Annotated in this window: 17 protein-coding genes and 4 tRNA genes; 8 read left to right on the top strand and 13 right to left on the bottom strand. The window is 63.5% G+C overall.

Features of this window, described 5'->3' with window-relative positions; translation table 11 throughout:
* Positions 1–21: 21 nt before the first annotated feature.
* The 6 genes from ABV408_RS11465 to betI form a co-directional block, all read right to left on the bottom strand.
* A complete protein-coding gene (locus ABV408_RS11465; RefSeq protein WP_353979082.1) occupies positions 22–3,114 on the bottom strand; it encodes an efflux RND transporter permease subunit in 3,093 nt (1,030 codons plus the stop codon).
* Positions 3,111–6,221, bottom strand: a complete 3,111-nt coding sequence (locus ABV408_RS11460) for an efflux RND transporter permease subunit (protein WP_353979081.1) — start codon at positions 6,219–6,221, stop codon at positions 3,111–3,113. The genes ABV408_RS11465 and ABV408_RS11460 overlap by 4 nt, the downstream gene beginning before the upstream one ends.
* On the bottom strand, positions 6,218–7,546 hold the full coding sequence (locus tag ABV408_RS11455) for an efflux RND transporter periplasmic adaptor subunit (RefSeq protein ID WP_353979080.1): 1,329 nt from the start codon (positions 7,544–7,546) through the stop codon (positions 6,218–6,220). The genes ABV408_RS11460 and ABV408_RS11455 overlap by 4 nt, the downstream gene beginning before the upstream one ends.
* A gap of 223 nt (positions 7,547–7,769) precedes the next feature.
* On the bottom strand, positions 7,770–9,458 hold the full coding sequence (gene betA / locus ABV408_RS11450; protein WP_353979079.1) for a choline dehydrogenase: 1,689 nt from the start codon (positions 9,456–9,458) through the stop codon (positions 7,770–7,772).
* Positions 9,459–9,655: 197 nt separating this feature from the next.
* Complete coding sequence (gene betB, locus ABV408_RS11445; protein ID WP_353979078.1) at positions 9,656–11,125, bottom strand: betaine-aldehyde dehydrogenase; 1,470 nt, start codon at positions 11,123–11,125, stop codon at positions 9,656–9,658.
* 61 nt (positions 11,126–11,186) lie between these two features.
* Positions 11,187–11,807, bottom strand: a complete 621-nt coding sequence (betI, locus tag ABV408_RS11440; protein ID WP_353979077.1) for a transcriptional regulator BetI — start codon at positions 11,805–11,807, stop codon at positions 11,187–11,189.
* A 335-nt stretch (positions 11,808–12,142) separates the two neighbouring features.
* On the opposite strand from betI, the gene ABV408_RS11435 reads away from it, so the two are divergent.
* Together ABV408_RS11435 and ABV408_RS11430 are read left to right on the top strand one after the other, a co-directional pair.
* Positions 12,143–13,087: a choline ABC transporter substrate-binding protein gene (locus tag ABV408_RS11435; RefSeq protein ID WP_353979076.1), complete on the top strand. Its 945-nt coding sequence runs from the start codon at positions 12,143–12,145 to the stop codon at positions 13,085–13,087.
* A gap of 144 nt (positions 13,088–13,231) precedes the next feature.
* A tRNA-Met gene (locus tag ABV408_RS11430) sits at positions 13,232–13,308 on the top strand.
* A 133-nt stretch (positions 13,309–13,441) separates the two neighbouring features.
* Here the strand turns inward: ABV408_RS11430 and argE are convergent.
* The 3 genes from argE to ABV408_RS11415 are packed head-to-tail and all read right to left on the bottom strand — an operon-like array spanning position 13,442 to position 16,790.
* On the bottom strand, positions 13,442–14,635 hold the full coding sequence (gene argE / locus ABV408_RS11425; RefSeq protein WP_353979075.1) for an acetylornithine deacetylase: 1,194 nt from the start codon (positions 14,633–14,635) through the stop codon (positions 13,442–13,444).
* Positions 14,632–15,384 (bottom strand): FCD domain-containing protein, encoded by a 753-nt coding sequence (locus ABV408_RS11420; RefSeq protein ID WP_353979074.1) that lies wholly within the window; start codon positions 15,382–15,384, stop codon positions 14,632–14,634. Before ABV408_RS11420 ends, argE begins: the two co-directional genes overlap by 4 nt.
* Complete coding sequence (locus ABV408_RS11415) at positions 15,381–16,790, bottom strand: TIGR00366 family protein (protein ID WP_353979073.1); 1,410 nt, start codon at positions 16,788–16,790, stop codon at positions 15,381–15,383. Before ABV408_RS11415 ends, ABV408_RS11420 begins: the two co-directional genes overlap by 4 nt.
* A 393-nt stretch (positions 16,791–17,183) precedes the next feature.
* On the opposite strand from ABV408_RS11415, the gene ABV408_RS11410 reads away from it, so the two are divergent.
* The 5 genes from ABV408_RS11410 (at position 17,184) to ABV408_RS11390 (ending at position 18,503) form a co-directional block, all read left to right on the top strand.
* Positions 17,184–17,259 (top strand) — tRNA-Asn (locus ABV408_RS11410).
* Positions 17,260–17,283: 24 nt separating this feature from the next.
* Positions 17,284–17,359 (top strand) — tRNA-Asn (locus ABV408_RS11405).
* A gap of 31 nt (positions 17,360–17,390) precedes the next feature.
* A tRNA-Asn gene (locus tag ABV408_RS11400) sits at positions 17,391–17,466 on the top strand.
* 247 nt (positions 17,467–17,713) lie between these two features.
* A complete protein-coding gene (locus tag ABV408_RS11395) occupies positions 17,714–17,926 on the top strand; it encodes a hypothetical protein (protein WP_353979072.1) in 213 nt (70 codons plus the stop codon).
* Positions 17,927–18,197: 271 nt separating this feature from the next.
* Positions 18,198–18,503: a DUF2845 domain-containing protein gene (locus tag ABV408_RS11390; protein ID WP_353979071.1), complete on the top strand. Its 306-nt coding sequence runs from the start codon at positions 18,198–18,200 to the stop codon at positions 18,501–18,503.
* Between the two features lie 2 nt (positions 18,504–18,505).
* Here ABV408_RS11390 and ABV408_RS11385 read toward each other — a convergent pair whose 3' ends face one another.
* The 4 genes from ABV408_RS11385 to ABV408_RS11370 form a co-directional block, all read right to left on the bottom strand.
* Entirely contained in the window at positions 18,506–19,615 is a 1,110-nt protein-coding gene (locus ABV408_RS11385) for a hypothetical protein (protein WP_353979070.1), read from the bottom strand.
* A 314-nt stretch (positions 19,616–19,929) separates the two neighbouring features.
* Entirely contained in the window at positions 19,930–20,331 is a 402-nt protein-coding gene (locus tag ABV408_RS11380) for a hypothetical protein (RefSeq protein WP_353979069.1), read from the bottom strand.
* A 190-nt stretch (positions 20,332–20,521) separates the two neighbouring features.
* Entirely contained in the window at positions 20,522–21,511 is a 990-nt protein-coding gene (locus tag ABV408_RS11375; protein WP_353979068.1) for an MDR family oxidoreductase, read from the bottom strand.
* Between the two features lie 62 nt (positions 21,512–21,573).
* A complete protein-coding gene (locus ABV408_RS11370; protein ID WP_353979067.1) occupies positions 21,574–22,209 on the bottom strand; it encodes a TetR/AcrR family transcriptional regulator in 636 nt (211 codons plus the stop codon).
* Between the two features lie 460 nt (positions 22,210–22,669).
* Between ABV408_RS11370 and ABV408_RS11365 the strand changes: the two genes are divergently transcribed.
* Positions 22,670–24,052, top strand: coding sequence for a glutamate decarboxylase (locus ABV408_RS11365; protein WP_353979066.1), 1,383 nt, complete (start codon positions 22,670–22,672; stop codon positions 24,050–24,052).
* The last annotated feature ends 17 nt before the right edge of the window (positions 24,053–24,069 follow it).

Genomic DNA, 24,069 nt, shown 5'->3' with positions numbered 1-24,069 from the left:
GCCTTACTCCTCGCTAGGCGCTCAGTCAGCGAGTTCGGTGGCCAGGCGTCGCGGGCGCAGGCGACGATGCAGACGGTCGAGATAGAGATAGACCACCGGCGTGGTGTAGAGCGTGAGCAGTTGGCTGACCACCAGACCGCCGATGATGGTGATTCCCAGCGGAGCACGCAGGGCGGCGTTCTCGTCGGTGCCCAGCAGCAATGGCAGGGCGCCGAGGATCGCCGCCAGGGTGGTCATCATGATCGGGCGGAAGCGTACCAGGGCGGCGTGACGGATCGCCTCCAGCGGGCTCATGCCCTGCTCGCGCTCGCAGATCACGGCGAAGTCGATCAGCATGATGGCGTTCTTCTTGACCACCCCGATCAGCAGGATGATGCCGATCAGCGCGATCAGGGTGAACGGGGTATCCAGTGCCATCAGCGCGAGCAGCGCGCCGACCCCCGCCGAGGGCAGCGTCGAGAGGATCGTCAGTGGGTGGATATAGCTCTCGTAGAGGATACCCAGCACCAGATAGACGGTGACCAGCGCCGCCAGGATCAGCCACGGCATCGCCTCGATGCCGCTCTGGAAGGTGCCGGCGCTACCCTCGAAATCGACCTGGACCGCGGTGGGCGGGCGCAGCGCGTCGACCGCCGCGCGAATTCGTGCGGTGGCCTCGCCGAGGGAGACCCCGTCCTCGAGGTTGAACGAGATCGTCGCGGCGGCGAACTGCCCCTGATGATTGACGCTGACCGGCGTGGTGCTGCGTTCGATATGGCTGAACGCGGAGATCGGCACCAGAGTGTCGTTCTTGCCGCTGACGTAGAGGTCGCCGATCGCCTCCGGCGCCTGACGATAGGGCGCCGCCACCCCCATCACCACGTAGCGCTGTTCGTCGGCGTCGTAGAGGCTGGCGATCTTGCTTTGGGCGAAGGCCTGGCCCAGGGCGGTATCGATGCTGCGCATGTCGACGCCCAGGCGCGCGGCCAGGTCGCGATCCACCACCAGCTTGGCCGACTGCCCCTCGCCGCGGTTGTCGCTGTCGATGGCGGTGATGCCGTCGACGCCCTCCATCGCCGTCTGTACCTTCTTCGACCACTCGCCGAGCAGTGCCAGATCATCGCTCTTGAGCGTGATCTCGTACATCGAGGCGCTGGTCGAGCGGCCACCGACGCGGATGTCCTGCAGCGGAAACATGAAGGTGCTCACGCCGGGCATGCCCTGGAGGCTGGCCATCAGGCGGTTGCCGATCGCCTGGGTGGACTGGCTACGCTGCGGCTTGAGAGTGATGAACAGCGTCGCCGAGGCGCCGCCGCGGCCCGGGCCGCGACCGCCCATGAAGCCCAGCACGCTGGCGACGGCGGGGTCGGCGGTGAGCTGTTCGCGGACCTGGCGCAGCTTGTCCGAGGCGGCGTCGAACGACAGCGACTGGTCGGCGCGCATGGTGCCGAGCAGGCGCCCGGTGTCCTGCTCCGGCACGAAACCCTTGTCCACTGCGACGTAGAGATAGCCGTTGAGCACGATCACCCCGAGCAGCGACAGCAGCGTCAGCCGGCGGTGCTTGAGCGCGATGTCCAGCGTGCGCGCGTAGAGGTCGAGACAGCGCTGGCCGAACCCGGCGATCGCCCGCGACCAGCGCGGCTCCTGAGCGCGGCCGGGCTTGAGCCAGCGCGCGCAGAGCATCGGTGTCAGCGTCAGCGAGACCAGCAGCGATACCGCGATGGCCAGCGACAGCGTGACCGCGAATTCGTGGAACAGCCGCCCGACGAAGCCGCCCAGTAGCAACAGCGGGATGAACACTGCCACCAGCGAGACGCTCATCGCGGTGACCGTGAAACCCACCTCGCGGGCGCCGTCCAGCGCTGCCTGCAGCGGCGGCGCGCCGCGCTCGATATGACGCGCGATGTTCTCCACCACCACGATGGCGTCGTCGACCAGAAAGCCGATAGAGACGATCAGCGCCATCAGCGACAGCGTGTCGAGTGAGAAGTCGAATACCCGCATCATGGCGAAGGTGCCCACCAGCGAGACCGGAATGGCGACGCTGGGGATGATGGTGGCGCGGGCGTTGCGCAGGAAGACGAATACCACCAGCACCACCAGCACCACCGCCAGCAGCAGCGTCAGTTGGGTCTCGTGCAGCGACGCCTGGATACCCGGCGCGCGGTCGAGTTCGACGCTGAGATCGACATCCCCCGGCAGCGCCGCGCGGATAGTGTCGAGCCGCTCGCGCACCCCGGCGATGGTGTCGATGATATTGGCCCCGCTAGCCGCGCTGATCACCAGCAGTACCGCCGGGCGGTCGTTCTGGAAGCCGACGTTGTAGCGGTCCTCGACCCCGTCGCGAATGGTGGCGACATCGCCCAGGCGTACCGTGGCGCCATCCGTGCCGCGCTTGATCACCACCTGGTCGTAGTCGCTGGCTTCGAGCAGCTGCGAATCGGTGTCGATCTCCCAGCGGTGGTCGATGTTCTGGACGAAGCCGGTAGGCGACTGAGTGGTCGCGGCGCGCAGCGCCCCGGCCACCGCGTCCAGGGTGATACCGGCGTGGTTGAGCCGGCGCGGGTCGAGGGCGACGCGTACTGCCGGCGACGAGCTGCCGCCGACGCTGACGTCGCCGACGCCCTGGACCTGGGCGATGGGCGGGGCGATCTGGGTATCGGCAAGGCGATAGAGTTCGCCGGTAGGCAGGGTGTTGGAGGTGACCGAGAGAATCAGCACCGGGGCCGCCGAGGGGTTGAGCTTGCGGTAGCTGGGGCGGCTGGTCATGGCGCTGGGCAGCAGCGGCTGGGCATCGTTGATCGCCGCCTGGACCTCCTGGGCGGCGACGTTGATGTCCTTGTCGAGATCGAACTGCACGATGATCCGGCTCGAGCCGCTGCTGCTGCTGGAGGTCATCTGGGTAATCCCGGGAATCCGCCCCAGCGAGCGCTCCAGCGGGGTCGCCACGCTCGACGCCATGGTCTCCGGGTTGGCGCCGGTGAGATTGGCGATCACCAGAATGGTGGGGAAGGAGACGTTGGGCAGCGGCGCCACCGGCAGCCGCTGGTAGGCCAGCGAGCCCAGCATCACCACCGCCAGCGCCAGCAGCAGGGTGGCCACCGGGCGGCGGACGAAGGGCGCCGAGAGACTCATGCCTCACCCTCGGCCGTGGCGGTGTTCGACGCGTCCCGCCGCCAGCGCGCTGCCTGGCTGTCGAAGAACAGATACACCACCGGCGTGGTGAACAGCGTCAACAGCTGGCTGAAGAGCAGCCCGCCGACCATGGTCAGCCCCAGCGGCTGGCGCAGCTCGGCGCCGTAGCCGCTGGCGAACATCAGCGGCAGCGCCCCGAGCAGGGCGGCACAGGTGGTCATCATGATCGGCCGGAAGCGCAGCAGCGCCGCGGTGTGGATCGCCTGGGCCGGGGCCATGCCGCGCTCGCGCTGCGCCTCGAGGGCGAAGTCGATCATCATGATCGCGTTCTTCTTGACGATACCGATCAGCAGGATGATGCCGATCACCGCGACCAGACCCAGCGCGCCGCCGCTCAGCTGCAGCGCCAGCAGGGCGCCGATCGCCGCCGAGGGCAGGGTCGAGAGAATCGTCAACGGGTGGATGAAACTCTCGTAGAGAATCCCCAGCACGATGTACATGGTGACGATGGCGGCCAGGATCAGCCACAGGGTATCCCCGGTGGAGTCGTTGTAGGCCAGCGCCGCGCCGCGATAGCTGAGCGTAGTCTGCGCGCTCAGGCTCTCCTGCGCCGCTCGGTCGACCGCGGCGAAGGCCTGCGACAGCGAGTAGCCGTCGGCGACGGCGAACGACATCAGCGCCGAGGGGAACTGGTTCTGCCGCTGCAGCGAGAGCGGGGTGGTGGTCTCTTGCAGGCTGACCAGGGTGGTCAGCGGGATGCGTTCGTCATCGGCGTTGATCACGTAGAGCCGCGAGAGCGCTGCCGGGCCGTCGCTGTCGGCATGGTTGGCAGCGAGCACCACCCGATACTGACTGGCCTGGGTGAAGATGGTCGAGACCAGGCGCTGGCCGAAGGCGTCGTAGAGGGCGTCGTCGATATCGGCGACGCTGACGCCGAGACGCCCGGCGCGGGCGCGGTCGATGGTCACCTGGAGCTTGCGCCCGGCGTTCTGCACGTCGCTGGAGACGCCGGCCAGCGCCGGCGCCTGACGCAGCCGGGTGAGCAGTTTGGCGGCGTCGGCGTCCAGGGTGGCGCGGTCACCCTGGGTCAGCGCGAACTGATAGGGGTAGCGGCTGATGGTGTCTTCCAGGGTCAGATCCTGGACCGGCTGCAGCGCCACCGTCAGCCCGGGTATGCCCTGGCTCGCCTGGCGCAGCCGGGCGAGCACGGTGTGAAGGTCGTCGCGCGCGTCCAGCGGCTTCAGGTTGATTGTCACCCGGCCACTGTTGAGGGTGGTGTTGGTGCCGTCGATGCCGATGCTCGAGGAGAGACTCGCCACCGCCGGATCGGCGAGCAGGCGGTCGATCAGCTGCTGCTGGCGGGCCGACATGGCCTGGAACGAGGTCGACTGGGTGGCGGTGGTGATGCCGCGGATCACCCCGGTGTCCTGTACCGGAAACAGCCCCTTGGGGGTGAACGCGAACAGCAGCGCGGTCACCGCCAGGGTGGCCACGGCCACGCCGAGGGTAAGGCCTTGGTGGCGCAGCACCCAGTTCAGGGCGTGCTCGTAGCCACGGGTCACTCGCCCGAACAGGCCCTGGCGGCCGCGTACCAGCGCCTCGTCGTCACTCTCCGCCACCGCCTCCGGGCGATGCTTGAGCCAGCGCGCGCAGAGCATCGGGGTCAGCGTCAGCGAAAGGAAGGCCGAGATCACGATCGAGATCGCCAGGGTCAGTGCGAACTCGCGGAACAGCACCCCGACCACGCCACTCATGAATACCAGCGGGATCAGCACCGCCAGCAGCGACACCGTCAGCGAGAGAATGGTGAAGGCGATCTGGCGCGAGCCTTTGAGCGCGGCGGCCAGCGGCCGCTCACCCTTCTCGATGTAGCGGGTGATGTTCTCCAGCACTACGATGGCGTCGTCGATGACGAAGCCGGTGGCGATGGTCAGCGCCATCAGGGTGAGGTTGTTGAGACTGAAGCCGGCCAGCTGCATGGCGCCGAAGGTGCCCACCAGCGACAGCGGCACCGCCAGGCTGGGGATCAGCGTGGCCGGGATGTTGCGCAGGAACAGGAAGGTAACCATGACCACCAGGGCGATTGCCAGCATCAGCTCGAACTGCACATCCTTGACCGCAGCGCGGATGGTGGTGGTGCGGTCGGTGAGCACGCGCACGTCGACGCTGCCGGGCAGCGTGCGTTCGAGCTGCGGCAGGGTCCGCTTGATGCTGTCGGCGACCGCGACCACATTGGCCCCGGGCTGGCGCAGCACGTCGATCAGGATCGCACCGTCCTGGTCGGCACGCGCCGAGAGATAGGCGTTTTCAGCCCCTTCTTCGACCTCGGCGACGTCGCCCAGACGCAGCACACCCTTGGCGTCGCTCTTGAGCACCAGGTCGCGATAGCCCGCGGCGGAGAGCAACTGGTCGTTGGCGTCGATGGTATAGGCGCGGTAGGGGCCGTAGAGGGTGCCCTTGGCCTGGTTGACGTTGGCCGCGGCGATGGCGCTGCGCACCGCGGCAAGATCGAGGCCGTGGGCGGCCAGCTGGCGCGCGTCGACGCTGACCCGGATCGCCGGCTGGTGGCCGCCGGCCAGCTTGACCTGACCCACGCCGCTGATCTGGGCGATCTTCTGTGCCATGCGCGTGTCGACCAGGTCGTAGACCCGGGTCAGCGGCAGGCTCTTGGAACTCACCGCCAGGGTCATGATCGGCACGTCGGCGGGGTTGACCTTGCTGTAGCTGGGCGGGCGCGGCAGATCGTCCGGCAGCAGAGTCTCGGCCTGGCTGAGCGCGGCCTGCACCTCCTGCTCGGCGACTCCCAGATCCGAATCAAGGGCGAAGCGCAGGGTGATCAACGAGGCCCCGCCGGTGCTGGTCGAGCTCATGTCCTCGAGTCCGGCGATCTCGCCCAGTTGATCCTCCAGTGGCGAGGTGACGTGGGAGAGCATCACGTCCGGGCCGGCGCCAGGGTAGAGCGTGGTCACCTGGATGGTGGGGAAATCCACCTCCGGCAGCGACGAGATCGGCAGCAGGCGGTAGGCCAGGGCGCCGGCGATCAGGATCGCCAGCATGATCAGCGAGGTGGCGACCGGGCGCAGGATGAACAGGCGAGAGGGGTTCATGAGGCGCTGCCGTCCGCGCCTCCTGCCGGCGCGGCCGAGGCCGCGCCCTGTGTAGCGCTGGTATCCGCGCCATCTCCGCCGCTATCTCCGCCACTATCACCAGCGTTATTGCCACCCAGCTCGTCAGCGCTGGCGCTGGCGCTGGCGCTGTCGCTGTCGTCGGTGGACTCTCCCGGCAGGGCGTCGCTGACCACGCGCACCTTGGCACCGTCGCGCAGGCTGTCGACGCCATCCACCACCACGCGCTCGCCGGCTTCGAGACCGCTGGCGATGGCGCTCTGATATCCCTCGCTGGCGCTCACTTCGACCTCGCGGCGGCTGACGCTGTCGTCGGCGTTGATCACGTAGACGTAGTCGCCGTTCTGGCCGGTCTGAATCGCCGGCTCGGGCACGATCACGCGGTCGCGCAGGGTCTGCGAGATCAGGCTGACGTCGACATAGGCGTTGGGGTAGAGCCCGCCGGGGTTGTCCAGGGTGGCGCGCAGGCGAATGGTACCGGTGGCGCTGTCGATGCGGCTATCGACGCTGGTCAACTGGCCGTTGACGGTCTGGCCGTCGGGGCCGGTCACGTTCACCGCCGGATGTTCGCCGGCGGCCAGGCGCGCCCGTACGGTGTCGACGTAGCGGCTGGGCAGCGAGAAGATCACCGAGATCGGATCGAGCTGGGTCAGGGTGACGATGGGGTCGCTGTCACCCAGCTGCACGATATTGCCGGGGTCGACGTTACGGATACCCACCACGCCGCTGAAGGGCGCGGTGATACGGGTGTAGTCCAGCTGCACCCGGGCGCTGTCGACCGCCGCCTGGTCGGCGGCCACGCTGCCTTCGTACTGGCGTACCAGCTGGCGCTGCTGCTCGAGCTCCTGGCGCGAAACGTAGTTGGTCGAGATCAGCTTCTGGTAGCGCGCCAGGTCCTCCCGCGCCGAGGCCAACTGGGCCTGGTTCTGGCGCAGCTGCCCCTTGGCCTGGGCCAGTGCCGCCTGATAGTCGCGCGGATCGATCCGCGCCAGCAACTGGCCCTTCTCCACCCTATCGCCTTCGTCGAAGGCCACCTCGGTCAGTTCGCCCTCGACCCGGGTGCGGATATCGACGCTGCGCAGCGGGCGTACGGTACCCAGGGCGCTGAGGCGCAGCGCCAGATCGCCGCGGCTGGCGCTGACCGCCGCCACCGCGGTGGCGGGGGCGCCCGCGCCGGCGGGCGGGGTGGCCTTGTCCGCCGGGCTCAGCAACAGGCGGTAGGCGACCCCGGCGAGCACGACCAGCGCCAGGAGCAGCAGCAACCAGCGCAGTGGACGACGAGAGCGGTGGGTAGGCGAAGACGACATGGGTGGCGGCAATCCTTGGACGGCGTTCGTGATGAGCCTGCGCCAGAAGCGTAGACGCAAACCGTGACAGGCTAAACAGATTCGCAGTCTAACGGAACAGTGTTCACGAAATGCGCAACCTGCGGACACCAGTTCTATCGTGGGTATCGCGGCCACACGTCGATAAAAAAGCCCGGCCATCGTGGCCGGGCTGGGAGGCGGTGACAGGGCGCAGCAGGCTGCGTCAGGAGGCCCGTGCCGGTGTCTTGCGCGCCGGGGCGCCGTTGGCGACGTAGTAGTCGACCTCGGCCGCCGGCAGCGGCGTCTTGCCGCGCACGCGGTCGGCCAGCTTCTCGGCGATCATGATGGTGGTGGCGTTGAGGTTGCCGGTGACGATGATCGGCATGATCGAGGCATCGATCACTCGCAGCCCCTGCAGGCCGTGCACGCGGCCCTCGCCGTCGACCACGGCGTCATCGCCGGTACCCATGCGGCAGGTGCCGCAGGGGTGGTAGGCGGTCTCGGCGTGTTGGCGCACGAAGGCATCCAGCTCGGCGTCGCTCTGCACGTCCGGGCCGGGGGCGATCTCGCGGCCGCGGAATTCGTCCATCGCCGGCTGGTTGATGATCTCGCGGGTCACCCGGATCGCGGCGCGGAACTCTTCCCAGTCGCGCTCGGTGGACATGTAGTTGAACAGGATGCTGGGCGCGCTCCGGGGATCACGGTCGGTGAGCTGCACGCGGCCGCGGCTCTCCGAACGCATCGAGCCGACATGCGCCTGGAAGCCGTGGGCCTCGACCGCGCTCTTGCCGTTGTAGCTGATCGCGATCGGCAGGAAGTGGTACTGCAGGTTGGGCCACTCCTCGCGATCGTCGGTGCGGATGAAGGCACCGGCTTCGAACTGGTTGCTGGCGCCCACACCCTGGCCCAGGAACATCCACTCGGCACCGATTTTCGGCTGGTTGTACCACTTGAGCGCCGGGTAGAGCGAGATCGGCTTCTTGCACTCGTACTGGATGTACATCTCCAGGTGATCCTGCAGATTCTCGCCCACGCCCTTGAGGTCGTGGACCACCTCGATACCATGCTTTTCGAGCAGCGCCGGGTTGCCCACGCCGGAGCGCTGCAGGATCTGCGGCGAGGCGATCGCGCCACCGCACAGCAGCACCTCGCGGCGCGCCAGCGCCTGCTGCGGCTGGTTCTTGCGCAGGTAGTTGACCCCGATCGCGCGCTTGTCCTCGAACAGGATGCGGTCGGTGGTGGCGTGGGTGACGATGGTCAGGTTATCGCGCTGCTTGGCGATATCGAGATAGCCCCGCGCGGTGGACGAACGCCGCCCGTTGGGGGTGGTCGTCCGGTCCATCGGACCGAAGCCCTCCTGCTGCGCGCCGTTGAGGTCGTCGGTGCGCGGGAAGCCCGCCTCCACACCCGCTTCGATGAAGGCTTGATAGAGCGGATTGTTGCCCGCCTTGGGCGTGGTCACCGAGAGCGGGCCATCGCCGCCGTGGAAGTCATTGGGACCGATATCGCGGGTCTCCGACTTCTTGTAGTAGGGCAGGCAGTCGAGATAGCGCCACTCCTCGAGCCCGGGCCGCTTGGCCCAGTTGTCCAGATCCAGCGCGTTGCCGCGGATATAGCACATGCCGTTGATCAGCGAGGAGCCGCCCAGGCCCTTGCCGCGGCCGCACTCCATGCGACGGTTGTCCATGTGCGGCTCGGGGTCGGTCTCGAACGCCCAGTTGTAGCGCTTGCCCTGCAGCGGGAAGGCCAGTGCCGCCGGCATCTGGGTGCGGAAATCGAAGCGGTAGTCGGGACCGCCGGCTTCGAGCAGCAGCACCTTGACCTCGGGATCCTCGGTCAAGCGGGTGGCTAGCACGTTGCCGGCGGAGCCGGCGCCGATGATGATGTAGTCGTATTCGCGAGCCTGTTGCATACACACGCTCCTTGAGTCAGCGAAGGGGTGAGAGAGAAGCCGCGGGGGCAGGCGGGGTGAGAGGGCGGCGGGCCGTGGTGGCCCGCCAGCCTCTCATCGTCTAGATCGTTGCCTAGACGTCGTCTCGTGGTGTCCAGCGCGCCGTCTCGGGTCGTCCAAAACGTCGTGCCTGGCAAGTCGTACCTAGAACGTCATACCTAGAACACGGAGGCGAAGGGCCCCATCTCGATCTGCACCGACTTCGTTTGCGTATAGTGTGCCAGTGTCTCGACGCCGTTCTCGCGGCCGATACCGGACTGCTTGTAGCCGCCCACCGGCATCTCCGCCGGCGAGTCGCCCCAGGTGTTGACCCAGCAGATACCCGCCTCGAGGCAATGGATCACCCGATGGGCGCGGTTGAGGCCCTCGGTGAACAGGCCGGCGGCCAGACCGTACTCGGTATCGTTGGCGCGGCGGATCACCTCTTCCTCGTCATCGAAGGCCAGAATCGACATCATCGGGCCGAAGATCTCCTCGCGTACGATACGCATCTCGTCACTGCAGTCAGTGTAGACGGTGGGCGCCACCCAGGCGCCCTGGGCAAAGTCGCCTTCGGTGAGGCGTGAACCACCGATCAGCAGCCGGGCGCCATCCTGCTTGGCGATGTCGAGATAGCCGACCACCTTCTCCAGGTGCTCGAAGCTCACCAGCGGGCCGAAGTTGGTCTGCGGGTCGAGCGGATCGCCGGCCTTGATGCGCTCGACGCGCTCGACGATCTTGGCCTCGAAGGCCTCCTTCACCGAGCGCTGCACGAACACCCGGGTGCCATTGGTGCAGACCTGGCCGCTGGAGTAGAAGTTGGCCATCATCGCGCCGTCGGCGGCGCGGTCGAGATCGGCATCCTCGAACACGATCAGCGGCGACTTGCCGCCCAGCTCCATGGTGACGTCCTTGAGCGTCGAGCCGGCGGCGGCCGACATCACCTTCTTGCCGGTGCCGACCTCGCCGGTGAAGCTGATCTTAGCGATGCCGGTGTGCTCGGTCAGCATCGCGCCGACACTGCCATCGCCGTGCACCACGTTGAACAGGCCGTCGGGGAGGCCGGCTTCGGTGAAGATCTCGGCCAGCTTCATCGCGGTCAGCGGCGTCACCTCGCTCGGCTTGAACACCACCGCGTTACCTGCGGCCAGCGCCGGCGCGGCCTTCCAGCAGGCGATCTGGATCGGGTAGTTCCAGGCGCCGATGGCGCCGATCACGCCCAGTGGCTCGCGCCGGGTGTAGACGAAAGAGTCCTCGCGCAGCGGGATCTGGCTGCCTTCGATGGCCGGGGCCAGGCCGGCGAAGTACTCCAGGGCATCGGCACCGGTGACTACGTCGACACTGGCAGTCTCGCTGATCGGCTTGCCGGTGTTGAGGGTCTCCAGCTCGGCCAGCTCGTCGTTGCGTTCGCGCAGCAGAGCCACCGCCTTGAGCAGGATGCGCGAGCGCTCCATGCCGCTCATGGCGGCCCATTCACGCTGGGCGCGAGCAGCGCTGGCGACGGCCTTGTCGACGTCCGCGGCGCTGGCCTGCTGGATGCTGGCGATCACCTCGCCGTTGGCCGGGTTGACGGCATCGAAGGTGGTCTCGCCGCTGGCCGGCGTACGACGCCCGTCGATGTAGAGTGTCTGCGTCTCGAGTCGTGCCATGGTGGTCTCCCTTCGAAGTCGAGTGTCTGATGCGAATCTGGGGGGTGAGCGTCTGCCTGGCTCAGGCGTAATCGTTGGCGCGGCGCTGAGCGCGCTGCGGCGTATCGAGCTGTTCACGCACGTAGTCGTAGGCCAGTTGCCTGGCGCGGTCCACGTCGAGCCCCTCCTGGGCCAGGGCACCGCGCAGCCACAGCCCGTCGATCAGTGCCGCCAGTCCGCGAGCTGCATCGCGCGCCTGGCGCTTGGGCAGCACGCGGCGGAACTGGCTGCTCAGATTGGAATATAGACGGCGATCGTTGACCCGCTGCAGCCGTTGCAGATTGGTGTGGTGCATGCTGCTGGCCCAGAACGCCAGCCAGGTCTTCATCACCGAGCGGCTGGTCTGGCTGCGATCGAAGTTGCCATCGATGATCGCGTGCAGGTGGTCCTGGGGTGGCGCCTCGCCCAGCGCGCGGCGGCGCTCGCTGACGGCGCTGCCGAGATCGCTGAGGATGTGGCGCATGGTGGCTTCCAGCAGCCCATCCTTGCCATCGAAATAGTGGCTGATGATGCCGGTGGAGACGCCGGCGTGCCGGGCAATGCGGGCAATGGTGGCATCCGCTAGACCGACCTCGTCGATCGCCTCGAGCGTCGCCTCGATCAACTGCCGGCGACGAATGGGCTGCATTCCGACTTTCGGCATAGGGTTCTCCTACTGCGGTCTGAAACGGCGGATACTCGAAAATGGCGCCAGGGCGCGCGCTTCGACATCAGGATAGCGGCATTATGCGATTTTTTTATTGAACGGTCAATCAATAAAAAATAAGCTATTGTGGCCTAGAATGAAAATGGCATGATTCGATAATCGCTGGTTATTAACGCCATCGATCATCGACAGCAAGTCACACAACAGCAGAAAAGGCGCCCGGCAGCACCAGGTTCGCGCGGAGCTGCAAGGTAGTAGTGGGCTGCGGCAGCGATGCACGACGGTGATGCGACCCAGCGCCGGGCGCCATTTTCGTATCAGGGAGATCTTGCATGAAACGACAGTCGTTACTGCTGGCCTTCGCCGGCGCCAGCCTCAGCGTCAGCGCCGCCGCCCAGGCGGCTGCGCCGGAAAGCTGCCAGCGCGTGCACTTCGCCGAAGTCGGCTGGACCGATATCCAGGCCACCACCGCGCTCACCAGTGTGGTGCTGGAGGGGCTGGGCTATGCGCCGTATTCCGACACCGTCTCCGTGCCGGTGGCCTATGCTGGGATGAAGAACGGCGATTTCGACGTCTTTCTGGGCAACTGGATGCCGTCGATGGCATCGATCAGCGACCCTTACATCGAGCGCGGCGAGGTCGAGCGCCCGCGGGCCAATCTGGAGGGGGCCAAGTACACTCTGGCGGTGCCGCAGTACGTGCTCGATGCCGGCGTCACCTCGGTCAAGGATCTGGACGCCCACGCCGATCAGTTCGGCCACAAGCTGTTCGGCATCGAAGCCGGCAATGACGGCAACATGATCATCCAGAAGATGATCGACGATGATGCCTACGGGCTGGGCGACTGGCAGCTGGTCGACTCCAGCGAGGCCGGCATGCTCGCCGAGCTGAAGGCGCGCACCCGCAACAAGGAGTGGATGGTCTTCCTCGGCTGGGAGCCGCACCCCATGAACACCAACTTCGACATGGGTTATCTGTCCGGGGCCGATGACTATTTCGGGCCGGACTACGGCGGTGCCACGGTTTACACCAATACCCGCGCCGGCTATTCCGACGAGTGCACCAACGTCGGTCAACTGCTCGATAACCTGAGTTTCACCCTGACCATGGAGAACCAGGTGATGGGCGCGATCATGGACGATGGCCAGAACGAGAAGGACGCAGCCCGAGCCTGGCTCAAGGCGCATCCGGACACCCTGACGGCATGGCTCGAGGGCGTGACCACGGTGGACGGGCAACCGGGCCTGCCGGCGGTCAAGCAGTCGCTGGGGCTCTGAGCCAGCGCTGGTCGATCACCGCGTTCCCGAACCGCTGCGGTTCGGGAACGCCCGCCAGGGCAAGGGTTTGCGATCAAGGGCTTGCGGTCGCGACCCGACACCGGTATAGTGCGCCACCGTTGCCTTACGGCAACCACCCCGGATGGCTACGTAGCTCAGCTGGTTAGAGCACATCACTCATAATGATGGGGTCCCCTGTTCGAATCAGGGCGTAGCCACCAACTCCCCCTCGCAGTATTCGATATTTCTCCTGTTCGTTATTGTTCTCTGCGCGATCACGTTCGTTGCCGTACGCGATATTTCGCGCGTTCGCCTCGTGCTGGTGCGGCGTCCTGATGGCTCGCTCCCCACGTATCACGCCTGCAAGTACTCACCCAGGCGCTGCATGAACGCCTCACCCTGGGCGAGCTGCTCTTCGCTGATGAACTCGTCAGGCTGGTGCGCCTGGGTAATGCTGCCGGGGCCACAGATGATCGCCTCGAGTCCGGCGTTCTGGAACTGGCCGGCTTCGGTGGCGTAGGCCACCGCCTGGGTCTCGCGTTCGCCCAACAGGTGTCGGCACAGGGCGATGGCATCACGATTATCGCTACCGGCGAGGCCGGGCACGGTGTGCGTTAGCGGGGTGGTCTCGATGGCAAAGCGTGCATCGCGTGCCTTCAGCTCCTGCTCCAGGCGTCGGCTGAAGGCGTCGAAACGCGAGAACACGGCGTCGAAGCCCTGCTCGGGCAGATGACGGATCTCCCACTCGAAGCTGCACTCCCGGGCCATGATGTTGATCGCGGTGCCGCCCTGGATACGACCGACGTGGAGGCTCGAGTGGGCGACGTTGAAGTCGGTATTGGTCTCTCCCTCGCTGACCATCTCGGCCATGATCTCCTCGATGCGGGTGACCAGGCGCGCCGCGACATGGATCGCCGAGATGCCCTGGTCGACCTGACTGGAGTGCGACTCCACGCCGTGCACCACGGTCTTGAGCGAGGTGATGCCTTTCTGCTGGGTCACCGGGTGCATCAGCGTCGGCTCGCCGACCACCACCACCGCGGGGCGCGGGAAGTCTGCCACCAGACGCTCGATCATGCGCGGTGCGCCGAGGCAGCCGATCTCCTCGTCATAGGAGAACGCCAGCCACACCGGCTTCGACAGTTCTGCCGCTGTCCACTGCGGTACTGCAGCCAGGGCGCAGGCGATGAACCCCTTCATGTCGCAGCTGCCGCGGGCGTAGAGCTTGCCGTCCCGGGCGGTCAGGGTGAATGGGTCGCTGCTCCATGGCTGGCCATCCACCGGGACCACGTCGGTATGTCCTGAGAGCACCACGCCGCCCTCGACCGCAGGGCCGATACGCGCCAGCAGATTGGACTTGCTGCCGTCTTCGTTCTCCACGCGCCAGCTCTCCACGCCGTGGGCGGCGAGATAGTGCTCGATGAACTCGATCAGCGCCAGGTTGGAGTGGCGCGAGACGGTATCGAAGGCGACCAGCTCGGCGAGCATCTCGGTCGCGGTGTAGTGGGTGCGCGGGGCGTGGTTGGTATTCTCGGAAGGTGTCGTCATGGGTCTCTCGTCTCCTCGTTCTGGTGGCCGTCGGCGCGCTGGCTGAGCGCAGTCAGCTCGCCCATGTAGTGCTCGGCGGCCCGCATGTGGGCATACATCACGGCCTCGGCGCGCTCGGCGTCGCGGGCGTGAAACGCCTCGATCAGTTCCAGATGATAGTCGTGGCCGTGGTAGTTGATATCGATCCCCGCCAGCGCCGGGTCGTGGTTCTGGGCCGCCACTACCTTGAGCAGCAGGCCGTTGAGGAACTCGATCAGAAAGCGCAGCAGCGGGTTGGGCGAGACCGCGGCTAGCAGGTTGTGAAAATCGAGCTCGTCCTCGCGTTCGGCGACACCACGCCCCGCCTGGCGCTGGCTGCAGCAGCGCCCGGCAGTGGCGCTCAGGCGTGCCAGGGTGGGGGCATCGAGTAGCGGCGTGACCTCGCGGGCGAGCGCCGGCTCCAGCAGCTTGCGCAGGGCGTAGATGTCCGCCACCGACAGATCGCGGCTGAAGCAGAAGTTCCACAAAAGCTCGTTGGCAGTGGATGCACTCACCTCGGTGATGCTGGCGCCCCCGCCGGGGCCGCTGCGGATTCGGATCAGCCCTTGGGTCTCGAGCGACTTCAGCGCCTCACGTAGGGTCCACTTGCTGGTGTCCAGGCGCGCGCTCAAGGCGGCCTCGCTCTCCAGCCGGGCGCCGGGCGGCAGCTCGCCGGAGAGGATGCGCTGGCGCAGCCCCTCGGCGATCTGGTCCGAGCGCTTGCGGCTCACGCCGGCCCCCAGCCGATCGCCACCGCGAAGGCAAGCACCAGCCAACTGAGCAGGAACACCTGAATCAGCAGCGGGAAGAAGAAGCGCACCCAGCGGTCGTAGGGCACGCGGGCGATCGCCAGCATCGCCAGGGTGCCGCCGGAGGTGGGCACCACCATTTTGGTCAGCCCGTCGCCGACCTGAAAGGCCAGAATCGCGGTCTGGCGGGTCATGCCGATCAGGTCGGAGAGCGGGATCATGATCGGCATGGTGGCCATGGCCTGGCCGCTGCCAGAGGGGATGAAGACGTTGATCACCGAGTGCACCAGGGTCATCGCCAGGGTCGAAACCAGCACCGGTAGGCCGGCCAGGGGCTCGGCCAGACCATGGACGATGGTATCGCCGATATGGCCCTGTTCGATCAGCACCTGCAGCGCGCGCGCCAGCCCCACCAGCAGTGCGCCGCTGGTCACCGACGCCGCCCCCTCGAAGAAGTACTGATTGATACGTGAAGGCGAGAGCTTGGCCATGGCACCGATGGCCAGCGCCATGGCCACGAACACGGCGGAGATCTCGTTGATGTACCAGCCATGGGCGAAGACCCCGTAGAGCATGATCGCCAGGCCGACGACGAAGGTGGCGAGGACGCGGATATCGGCGGCACGCAGGCGGTAGCTCTCGACCGGCTTGTCCAGGCTGCCGGCGCGCTCGTCGCGCTCGAGCAGCGAGGTTTCGGCATCCGCCCGCACGCGCTTCAGGTAGCGGCTGGTGTGATGGGCCAGCAGGGCCAGCGCACCGATGCAGAGCACGCTGCGCAGCCCGGCGCCGGAGAACAGCGGCAGCTGCGCGATCTGGTCCGAGACGCCGACGGTATAGACGTTGATCGGCGAGGTGGCGAAGCCGATCCCTACGCCGCCGAGGGCGATGGCGGTGCCGACCAGACGGTCGCCGCCCATGGCCAGACCGAGCAGCACGGCCAGCGGGATCAGCGCAATGTTGTTCTCGTAGCCCACGGCCACGCCGAGCCCGCCGAAGACGAAGGTCATCAGCCATACCAGCGCGCTGGGGCGCTCGCGACCCAGCCGCTTGACCAGGGTGCCGACCAGATTCTCCAGCGCGCCGGTCGCCTCCATCACGCGAAACAGTCCGCCACCGATGAACACGATCACGATGACGCTGGCCGCGGCGATCATGCCCAGCGGGATGGCGTGAAAGATTTGAAGCACCGACGGCGCCGGCTGGTCGATCAGATGGAAGGTGTCGGGGATCACCGCGCTGCGCCCGTTGATCTCATGACGCTCATAGGTGCCGGCGGGAATGATCTGCGTCAGCAGCCACACCGCGCAGAGCAGGCAGAAGATCAGAATGGCGGGGTGGGGTATGCGCTGGTACCAGGGCTTGCGGGTCGAGGTATCGTGTGCCGTCATGGGCACCTCCTGAAAGATCTTGTTGTTGTCGTCGCTCCCTGCCGGACCGCGGGGCCGGTCAGGGGGCGCTATTGATTATAATGAATTGACGCTAAGCCGAATGGGCAGAGGTGTCAACGCGACGAGCAGGGGACGAGCAGGGTTAGTGCCTGCGAGAGTACCCGGGAGAGTGCCTGCTCACCGTCTCGTCTCCGGCGGGCGAGGCGCAGGCAGCTGGGGTAGGGTGGCGTGAGCCTTGCGACGGGGCGTGGCGACGCGGGCGTTGCCTGGGGCTTCGTGCCCAGCGCATTGATTGCGTTGGGAAATTCAGCGCCAGGAATTCTCGCCCGATGTGCGATTGACCCTTGACGCCTCGAATCCAGTCCGTATACTACGCCGCGTGCTGACAGATGTTCCCCGATAGCTCAGTTGGTAGAGCAAATGACTGTTAATCATTGGGTCGCAGGTTCGAGTCCTGCTCGGGGAGCCAACAGACAGCACGCGATGAATCCGATCCCCGATAGCTCAGTTGGTAGAGCAAATGACTGTTAATCATTGGGTCACAGGTTCGAGTCCTGTTCGGGGAGCCATCATCGCCCCACATTGCCGGTAAGATATCGATCCCCGATAGCTCAGTTGGTAGAGCAAATGACTGTTAATCATTGGGTCACAGGTTCGAGTCCTGTTCGGGGAGCCATCGATAGGCAAGAAGACTTCCGCTAAGTAGTGCCACCTCTGCATTCATCCCACATTCCGACGGATGAGGTGCGGTTATGCGCGTTTCGGCAACGTTTTGTTCTAAAGGTGGTGTCAGCAAGACCACCTCTACAGCCAACCTCGTTGGTCTCCTGGCTGACTCGGGTTTTCTGGCTTTCCCGTAGATCTGGATACTCAGCCAACCCTCTCTTCCTGCGGCGAACTGTCACAGTCCACCCCTGGTGGGGGTGACAGAGCTGGTCGATCTTGACCGGATCATTTCTCGTACCGCTTTTTCCAATCTCGACATCATCGTCTCCAACGACTATCGGAACCAGCTGCAGCAGCTGTTGCTCAATTCTCCGGATGGGCGCTTCCGCTTGGTCGACCGTCTTGGACGTTTCGCCGATCGCTATGACGCTATCCTGATCGATACGCAGGGGGCGCTCTGTCATCCTTGAGATGGCCGCCGGTCGCCTGATCTCGCCGATCGTTCCTGAGCTTCTGACGGCCCGCGAATTTGTTCGCGTTACTCAGGGTATGCTCAACGAACTGCGCGAGCTGGCACGCTACACCCGTTTAAAGGTGCCGCCGGTATTCATCCAGCTGAACAAGATGGCTGAGAAGCGACGCGATGCGAGAGATATCTCAGTTTGCCAAGCGTATGAAATGCCTCTGATAAGCTACAATGGTAGTCTCGAATGCTATCAATCCACAGCAGAGACAGTCTAAATGCAATTAAAGCATTTTTCGTTGATTTGGGTGCTTTTTCTAATCATAGGGGCGAGTACCCCATCTTATGCATTGAGATGCCAGAACGGCCTAGTGCAAGATGGCGATCTTAAGTCTGAGGTGATCGCAAAATGTGGGTCTCCCGCTTCGAAAGAAGTCGAGCCCCCACAGTCCAGGGGGGGGCGAATTATTAAAGGCGCCGTCACCATAGAGCGCTGGATCTATGGGCCTATGAATGGCGCCTATTATTATTTGCGCTTCATCGATGGGAAGCTTGTCGACGAAGACATCAAAGTCGGCCTATGACATCAGTCGGCCGTCTTCACAATATCGAGAATGACGTTGATCGGTGTTCTGTAGGCATTTGTAACGATGATGGTGGTTCTAGATCCTGCTGCGCTCACTGCGCGTTGCAAGTTATTTTCTGTTAGTCTTGATCCGTCAAATGCCAGCGTCAAGTTTTTGCTCGTCCCTGCTGCTTTTATTATATCGATGAGGTCGTCAAGGTTCAGATTTTGTGCCGTATTGATGCTTGTAGACGTTTTTGTGCCAGATTTTTTGATCACTTCAATCACGTCGGCTGCATTAATCTGGCTACCGTTAAACTCCATGGTAAGTATTTTTTCCGTGCCTGCTAGAGATGCAAAGTTAAGCAAGTTGCTTTTCGAAATGCTCTGAGCTGTATTGATGCTTAAGGCTGTTTTCGAACCGGCGGCCTTTAAAGCCTCGGCGAATAGGTTGGGCGTTAACTGGGCGCCGTTGAAGTCGGCACTCAATGTCTTGATGTTGGCCGCTGTTTTCAAAAGGTCCAGTAGTGCTTGCTTGCTCAGGCTTTGCGCTGTATTAATGCTGAAGCTTGTATTTTCTCCTGCCTCTTTAATTGCCTCTTTTACCTCTTGCGGATCAAGTTGGGCGCCGTTGAATTCTAAAGAAAGGAATTTTGATGCTCCGGCGGTAGACAATACTTTTTTTAAGTGGTTGAGGCTTAAGGCTTGCGCCGTGTTGAGCTTGATTTTTGACTTGCTTCCGGTATTCGAAATAGCCCTTTCTAGGTTGTCTTCAGTAAGCTGTGCTCCATTGAATTCGGCGCTGAAAACTTTGGTGTTGCCCGCACTTTCTAATGCGCTCAGTAGCGTGTTGACAGGGGTGCTTTGAGCAGTGTTTACGCTGACGCGAACTTTGCTCCCGGCTGATTTTACTGCATTTTCGAGTTCGTTCGAGTCAAGCTGAGCGCCATTGAAATCTGCTGATAAGGAACCCGATTTTTGCGCTGCGGTGAAAATTTTATTTATTCTGTCCTGGCTAAAATACTGCGCGGTAGAAATGCTGAAAGATGTATTTTTTGAGGATTTGTCGAGTGCTTGCTCCAGATAGTTGCTGGTAATATGGGAGGCGTCGTAGCTTAGAATGAGTTTCATGGGGACCTCTTGATGAGTTTTTGATAAAAATATCATTGCGCATCGTCAAAAAAATGGAGTTGAGATGCATGTGTTGTTGATGTTGTGTGTGTACAGTATTCGAGAGCCTTGGGGGTCGGCAAGTACGATGTCGTGGTGTTTGGCGAAGTCACCGTCAGAAACGCTATTCGGTCGACTTAACATTCTCTACGGCCCGCCCGGTATTAACGCGTTACACCTGACGGCTGATACTACCGTGGAGACCCTTCCATGTAACGCAACACCTGGCGGGCGACGGTCGTCGGCTGATCCACTCAAGCAGCAGAGCAGCAACTTCATCCGGCATCGTGAATCCGGGTCGCGATGACGGCCAATAGAATGGCGATTGGGGCCACGATCACAAAGCTGGCGTAGATCCATGTCACCACGTTGAGAATCCAGGGTGGGGCACTCTCGACGGCGTGAACTCTATCGGGGTGATCACGATAGATATGACGTTCTCCCCAACTGGTGTAACGGCACAGCACCTTGAAGCCGTAGACACTCATCCGGTGGGCTGACAGCGGTAGTCTCTTGAAGAATAGCTCCTTCTCCGATGCCAGCGGCCCCAGAGCGCGATCGACCTTATCGATGATGAAGGGCGCTAAGATCATGCCGACGATGACCAGTAGGAAGGCCAGCGCGCCCACCCCGATCGTTGTGAAGAGCAGGATCCCAAAGGCCACTGAGTCGTTCATTATGGGATCTCCTCTTGGCCGCCCTGGGGGCATCATGAAAGCGGCTCGCTGCAGTTGCACTACCTTGAGCGCTCGACGTCCACTCGGTAGTACGCCTCACGAAAGCCCCATATTCTTCAAGCTGAACCACGTCGACATGACTTGCTTGGCCGGTGATCACCTTGCCACTGTATAGCGCCCGTTTGAGTGATCAGGCGTTGACGTCAACCACGAGCCGGCCGCGCACTTCCCCTGCCAGAAGTCGTTCCGCCGCCGCCAGGGTGTCGCTCAAGCGGATGTCGTGTGAGATCTCGTCGAGCAGGGCGGGGTCGATGTCCTCGGCCAGCCGCGCCCAGGCTCGCCGGCGCTCTTCGGCGGGGCGGGTGACGCTGTTGATCCCAAGCAGGCTGACGCCACGCAGGATGAAAGGGGCTACGGTAGTGGGGAAGTCCATGCCCTGGGCAAGGCCGCAGGCGGCGACCAGGCCATCCGGGCAGGTGCGCGCGCAGACGTTGGCCAGCGTGTGGCTGCCCACCGAGTCGATGGCGGCAAACCACCGTGCCTTGGCCAGAGGCTTGCCGGGGGCTGATAGTTCGCTGCGGTCGATGACTGCGGCGGCGCCCAGGCGTTCGAGAAAGGCCGACTCCTGAGGGCGGCCGGTCGCCGCGACGACGCGATAGCCCCGTGCCGCCAGCGCGGCAATGGCGTAGCTGCCGACGCCGCCGTTGGCACCTGTCACCAGCACCTCGCCGCGATCCGGCGTCAGGCCATGGCGCTCCAGCGCCAGCACGCTCAGCATGGCGGTGTAGCCGGCGGTACCGATGGCCATCGCCTGATGCGTGGTCAGCGAGGGCGGCAGCCGGGTGAGCCAGTCGCCGTTGACCCGAGCGCGCTGCGCCAGGCCGCCCCAGTGTTCCTCTCCAATACCCCAGCCGTTGAGCAGAACGCGATCGCCCGCTGCCCATTCGGGATGTTCACTCCGCTCGACCACGCCGGCAAGGTCGATGCCCGGCACCATGGGAAAGCGGCGCACGACGGCCCCTTTTCCGGTGATCGCCAGGGCGTCCTTGTAGTTGAGCGTGCTCCATTCGATGCGAACGTGAACATCGCCCTGGGGAAGTGAGTCGGCGTCGAGCTGGGTCAGCGCGGCGTGGCTCCGCTGATCGGATTCGGTCTGCTGTACGAAAATGGCGTTGAACACGTGAACCTCCTGAGCCTTGGGCGGTGATTCGAAAAGCACCTTTGACGACCGCGAGATCGGTTTCAGCGCGGCAGGCGAGCGAGGAATTCCTGACTGAAGAGCACCAGGGGCGTTGGTTCCCGAGTCAGCCGAGCTCGCTGCACGGCACCCTCCCACCCGATCCAGAAGAAAGCGGCCAGGGTGTCGCAATCCGCATCGATGGCCAGCTCACCCTCCGCCTTGGCCAGACGCAGGCAGTCGGCGACCCTGCGTTGCCAGTCCTGCAGGATGGCTTCCAGCCGCGCACCTAATCCTTCGGGTAACAGTGTGACTTCCTGGCCCAGATTGCCCACCAGGCAGCCGCGACGATAATCGTGGCGGGCCATGCCCCCCTGGGCGTCCTGGGTGAATCGGCGGAGTCTTTCGAGGGGAGGTATCTCGGGGGCGAGCAACCAGTGGTCGAGCTTGCCCGCGAAATACTCGGCGTATCGCGACAGCAGGGCGTGACCGAACGCCTCCTTGCTGTCGAAGTAGTGATAGAAAGACCCTTTCGGCACGCCGACCCGTTTCAGGATGCCGTCGATCCCGCTCGAGACGAATCCCTGCTCGGTGAGCACCTCGACGCCACACCGGATCAGGACCTCCCGGGTATCTGGGTGGGTGCGCGGCACCTTCGGTGGGCGGCCGCGACGCTTGCTGAGCGACGTTGGCTTTTCCATGCGGTCAAATTAGACCGGTCGTCTCACAATATCAATGGAGAATAGCTGCCGACCTCTAGCGTCAGGCGAGCCTGTTCGTGAAGTCGATGACACTGGCTTGTTGCGCTGCCTGACACAGATGCCACATCTAGCCGAGCCGATGGCCATGTTATTGATGTCCAAAAAGGTGTTCACTGGCTAACTATAATTAGTTGGCTAATTTTTTAATTAACAGAAAATAAATGATAAGATGCTCATTGACCGCACATGTACGCTAAGGAGTGAAACCCTTCGACAGATTGGCTAAGTTTACTAAGTGCTGCAGCGCTGGCTGTGGCATTCAAAGTATACTTTTCTTTTTCTGTCTGGGTACGTGTCCTTCGAGCTAACAAAACTTAAGGTTGATGATAAAAAAGAGCCTGATGGGGGCGTAGGTACGCGGTCTTTGGGAATATCTTTCACCTACCGCGAGGATAACTGTATGCCCATTCACCCTGTTGGCTCAGATGACCAATCGATCATTCGCGACATATATACCACCGATGCGTCGCAAGTGAGCCTGCCTAAATTCCGGATACCTCAGGGCCGAACCGAGCCGCATGCTGCATACTCCCTCGTGCGAGACGAATTGCTGCTCGATGGAAATGCCCGTCAGAATCTCGCGACTTTTTGCACCACCTGGGTCGAGGATGAGGTCAAGCAGTTGATGTCGGATGCTGTCGATAAAAACATGATCGACAAGGACGAATATCCCCAGACAGCGGAGATCGAAAATCGCTGTGTCCATATCTTGGCCGACTTGTGGCACGCCCAGAAAGCCTGGGAAACGGTGGGCTGTTCGACGACAGGTTCAAGCGAGGCGGCCATGCTGGGCGGGCTTGCTTTCAAATGGAAGTGGCGCCAGCGGCGGCAAGCCGAAGGAAAGGATGCGAGCAAACCGAATATCGTGACCGGCCCTGTTCAGATTTGCTGGAAAAAATTCGCGCGCTACTTCGATGTCGAGATGAGAGAGGTCCCGCTTGAAGGCGATGCCCTGGGGTTACAACCGGCGGATCTGAGAAAGTACTGTGATGAGAATACGATAGGGGTCGTTGCAACGCTAGGTGTGACGTTCACCGGTGTTTACGAACCTGTGGCGGCACTGGCGCGTGAGCTCGATGCCATCGAACGCGACCTGGGGTTGGATATTCCTATTCACGTCGATGCGGCATCCGGCGGCTTCATCGCGCCATTTATCCAGCGCGACCTGGTATGGGATTTTCAGATCGAGCGGGTCAGATCCATCAATGCTTCCGGCCATAAATACGGGCTGGCCCCGCTCGGTGTGGGCTGGGTCATCTGGGCATCGAAAGAAGACCTTCCCGAAGATCTGATCTTCTACGTCGACTATCTCGGCGGGAATATGCCAACCTTTGCGCTTAATTTCTCCCGACCTGGTGGGGAGATCATCGCCCAGTACTATAACTTTCTGCGCTTGGGCCGCGACGGTTATACGGCGATTCAGCAGGCTTGTTCCGACACGGCGCAGTGGTTGGGTCATGAACTCGCCAAGCTGGGGCCTTTCGAGATGGTTTACGACGGACATGGTGGGCTACCGGCGGTGGCTTACAAACTGACCGATGCCGACCATGGATTCAACCTCTATGACCTGTCTGAGCGGCTTCGGATGCGAGGTTGGCAAATCGCTTCTTATCCGCTGCCTTCTCATCGTCAGGAAGTCGTCGTCCAGCGTATTTTGATTCGACATGGCGTGAGTCGTGACCTGGCGCGGCTGCTGCTCGACGATATGAAGCGTGCCATCCAGCATCTGTCAGAAAACCCGGTACCCAATTCGAGCGCTAAATCGGGGTTTCACCATGGTTGAGATATCACATTCCCATC

This window comes from Salinicola endophyticus (genome assembly GCF_040536835.1).
GTDB classification, from domain to species: Bacteria; Pseudomonadota; Gammaproteobacteria; order Pseudomonadales; family Halomonadaceae; genus Salinicola; species Salinicola endophyticus_A.
The sequence above is the reverse complement of the archived record's forward strand: the minus strand, read 5'-3'. Positions and strand labels throughout refer to the sequence as shown.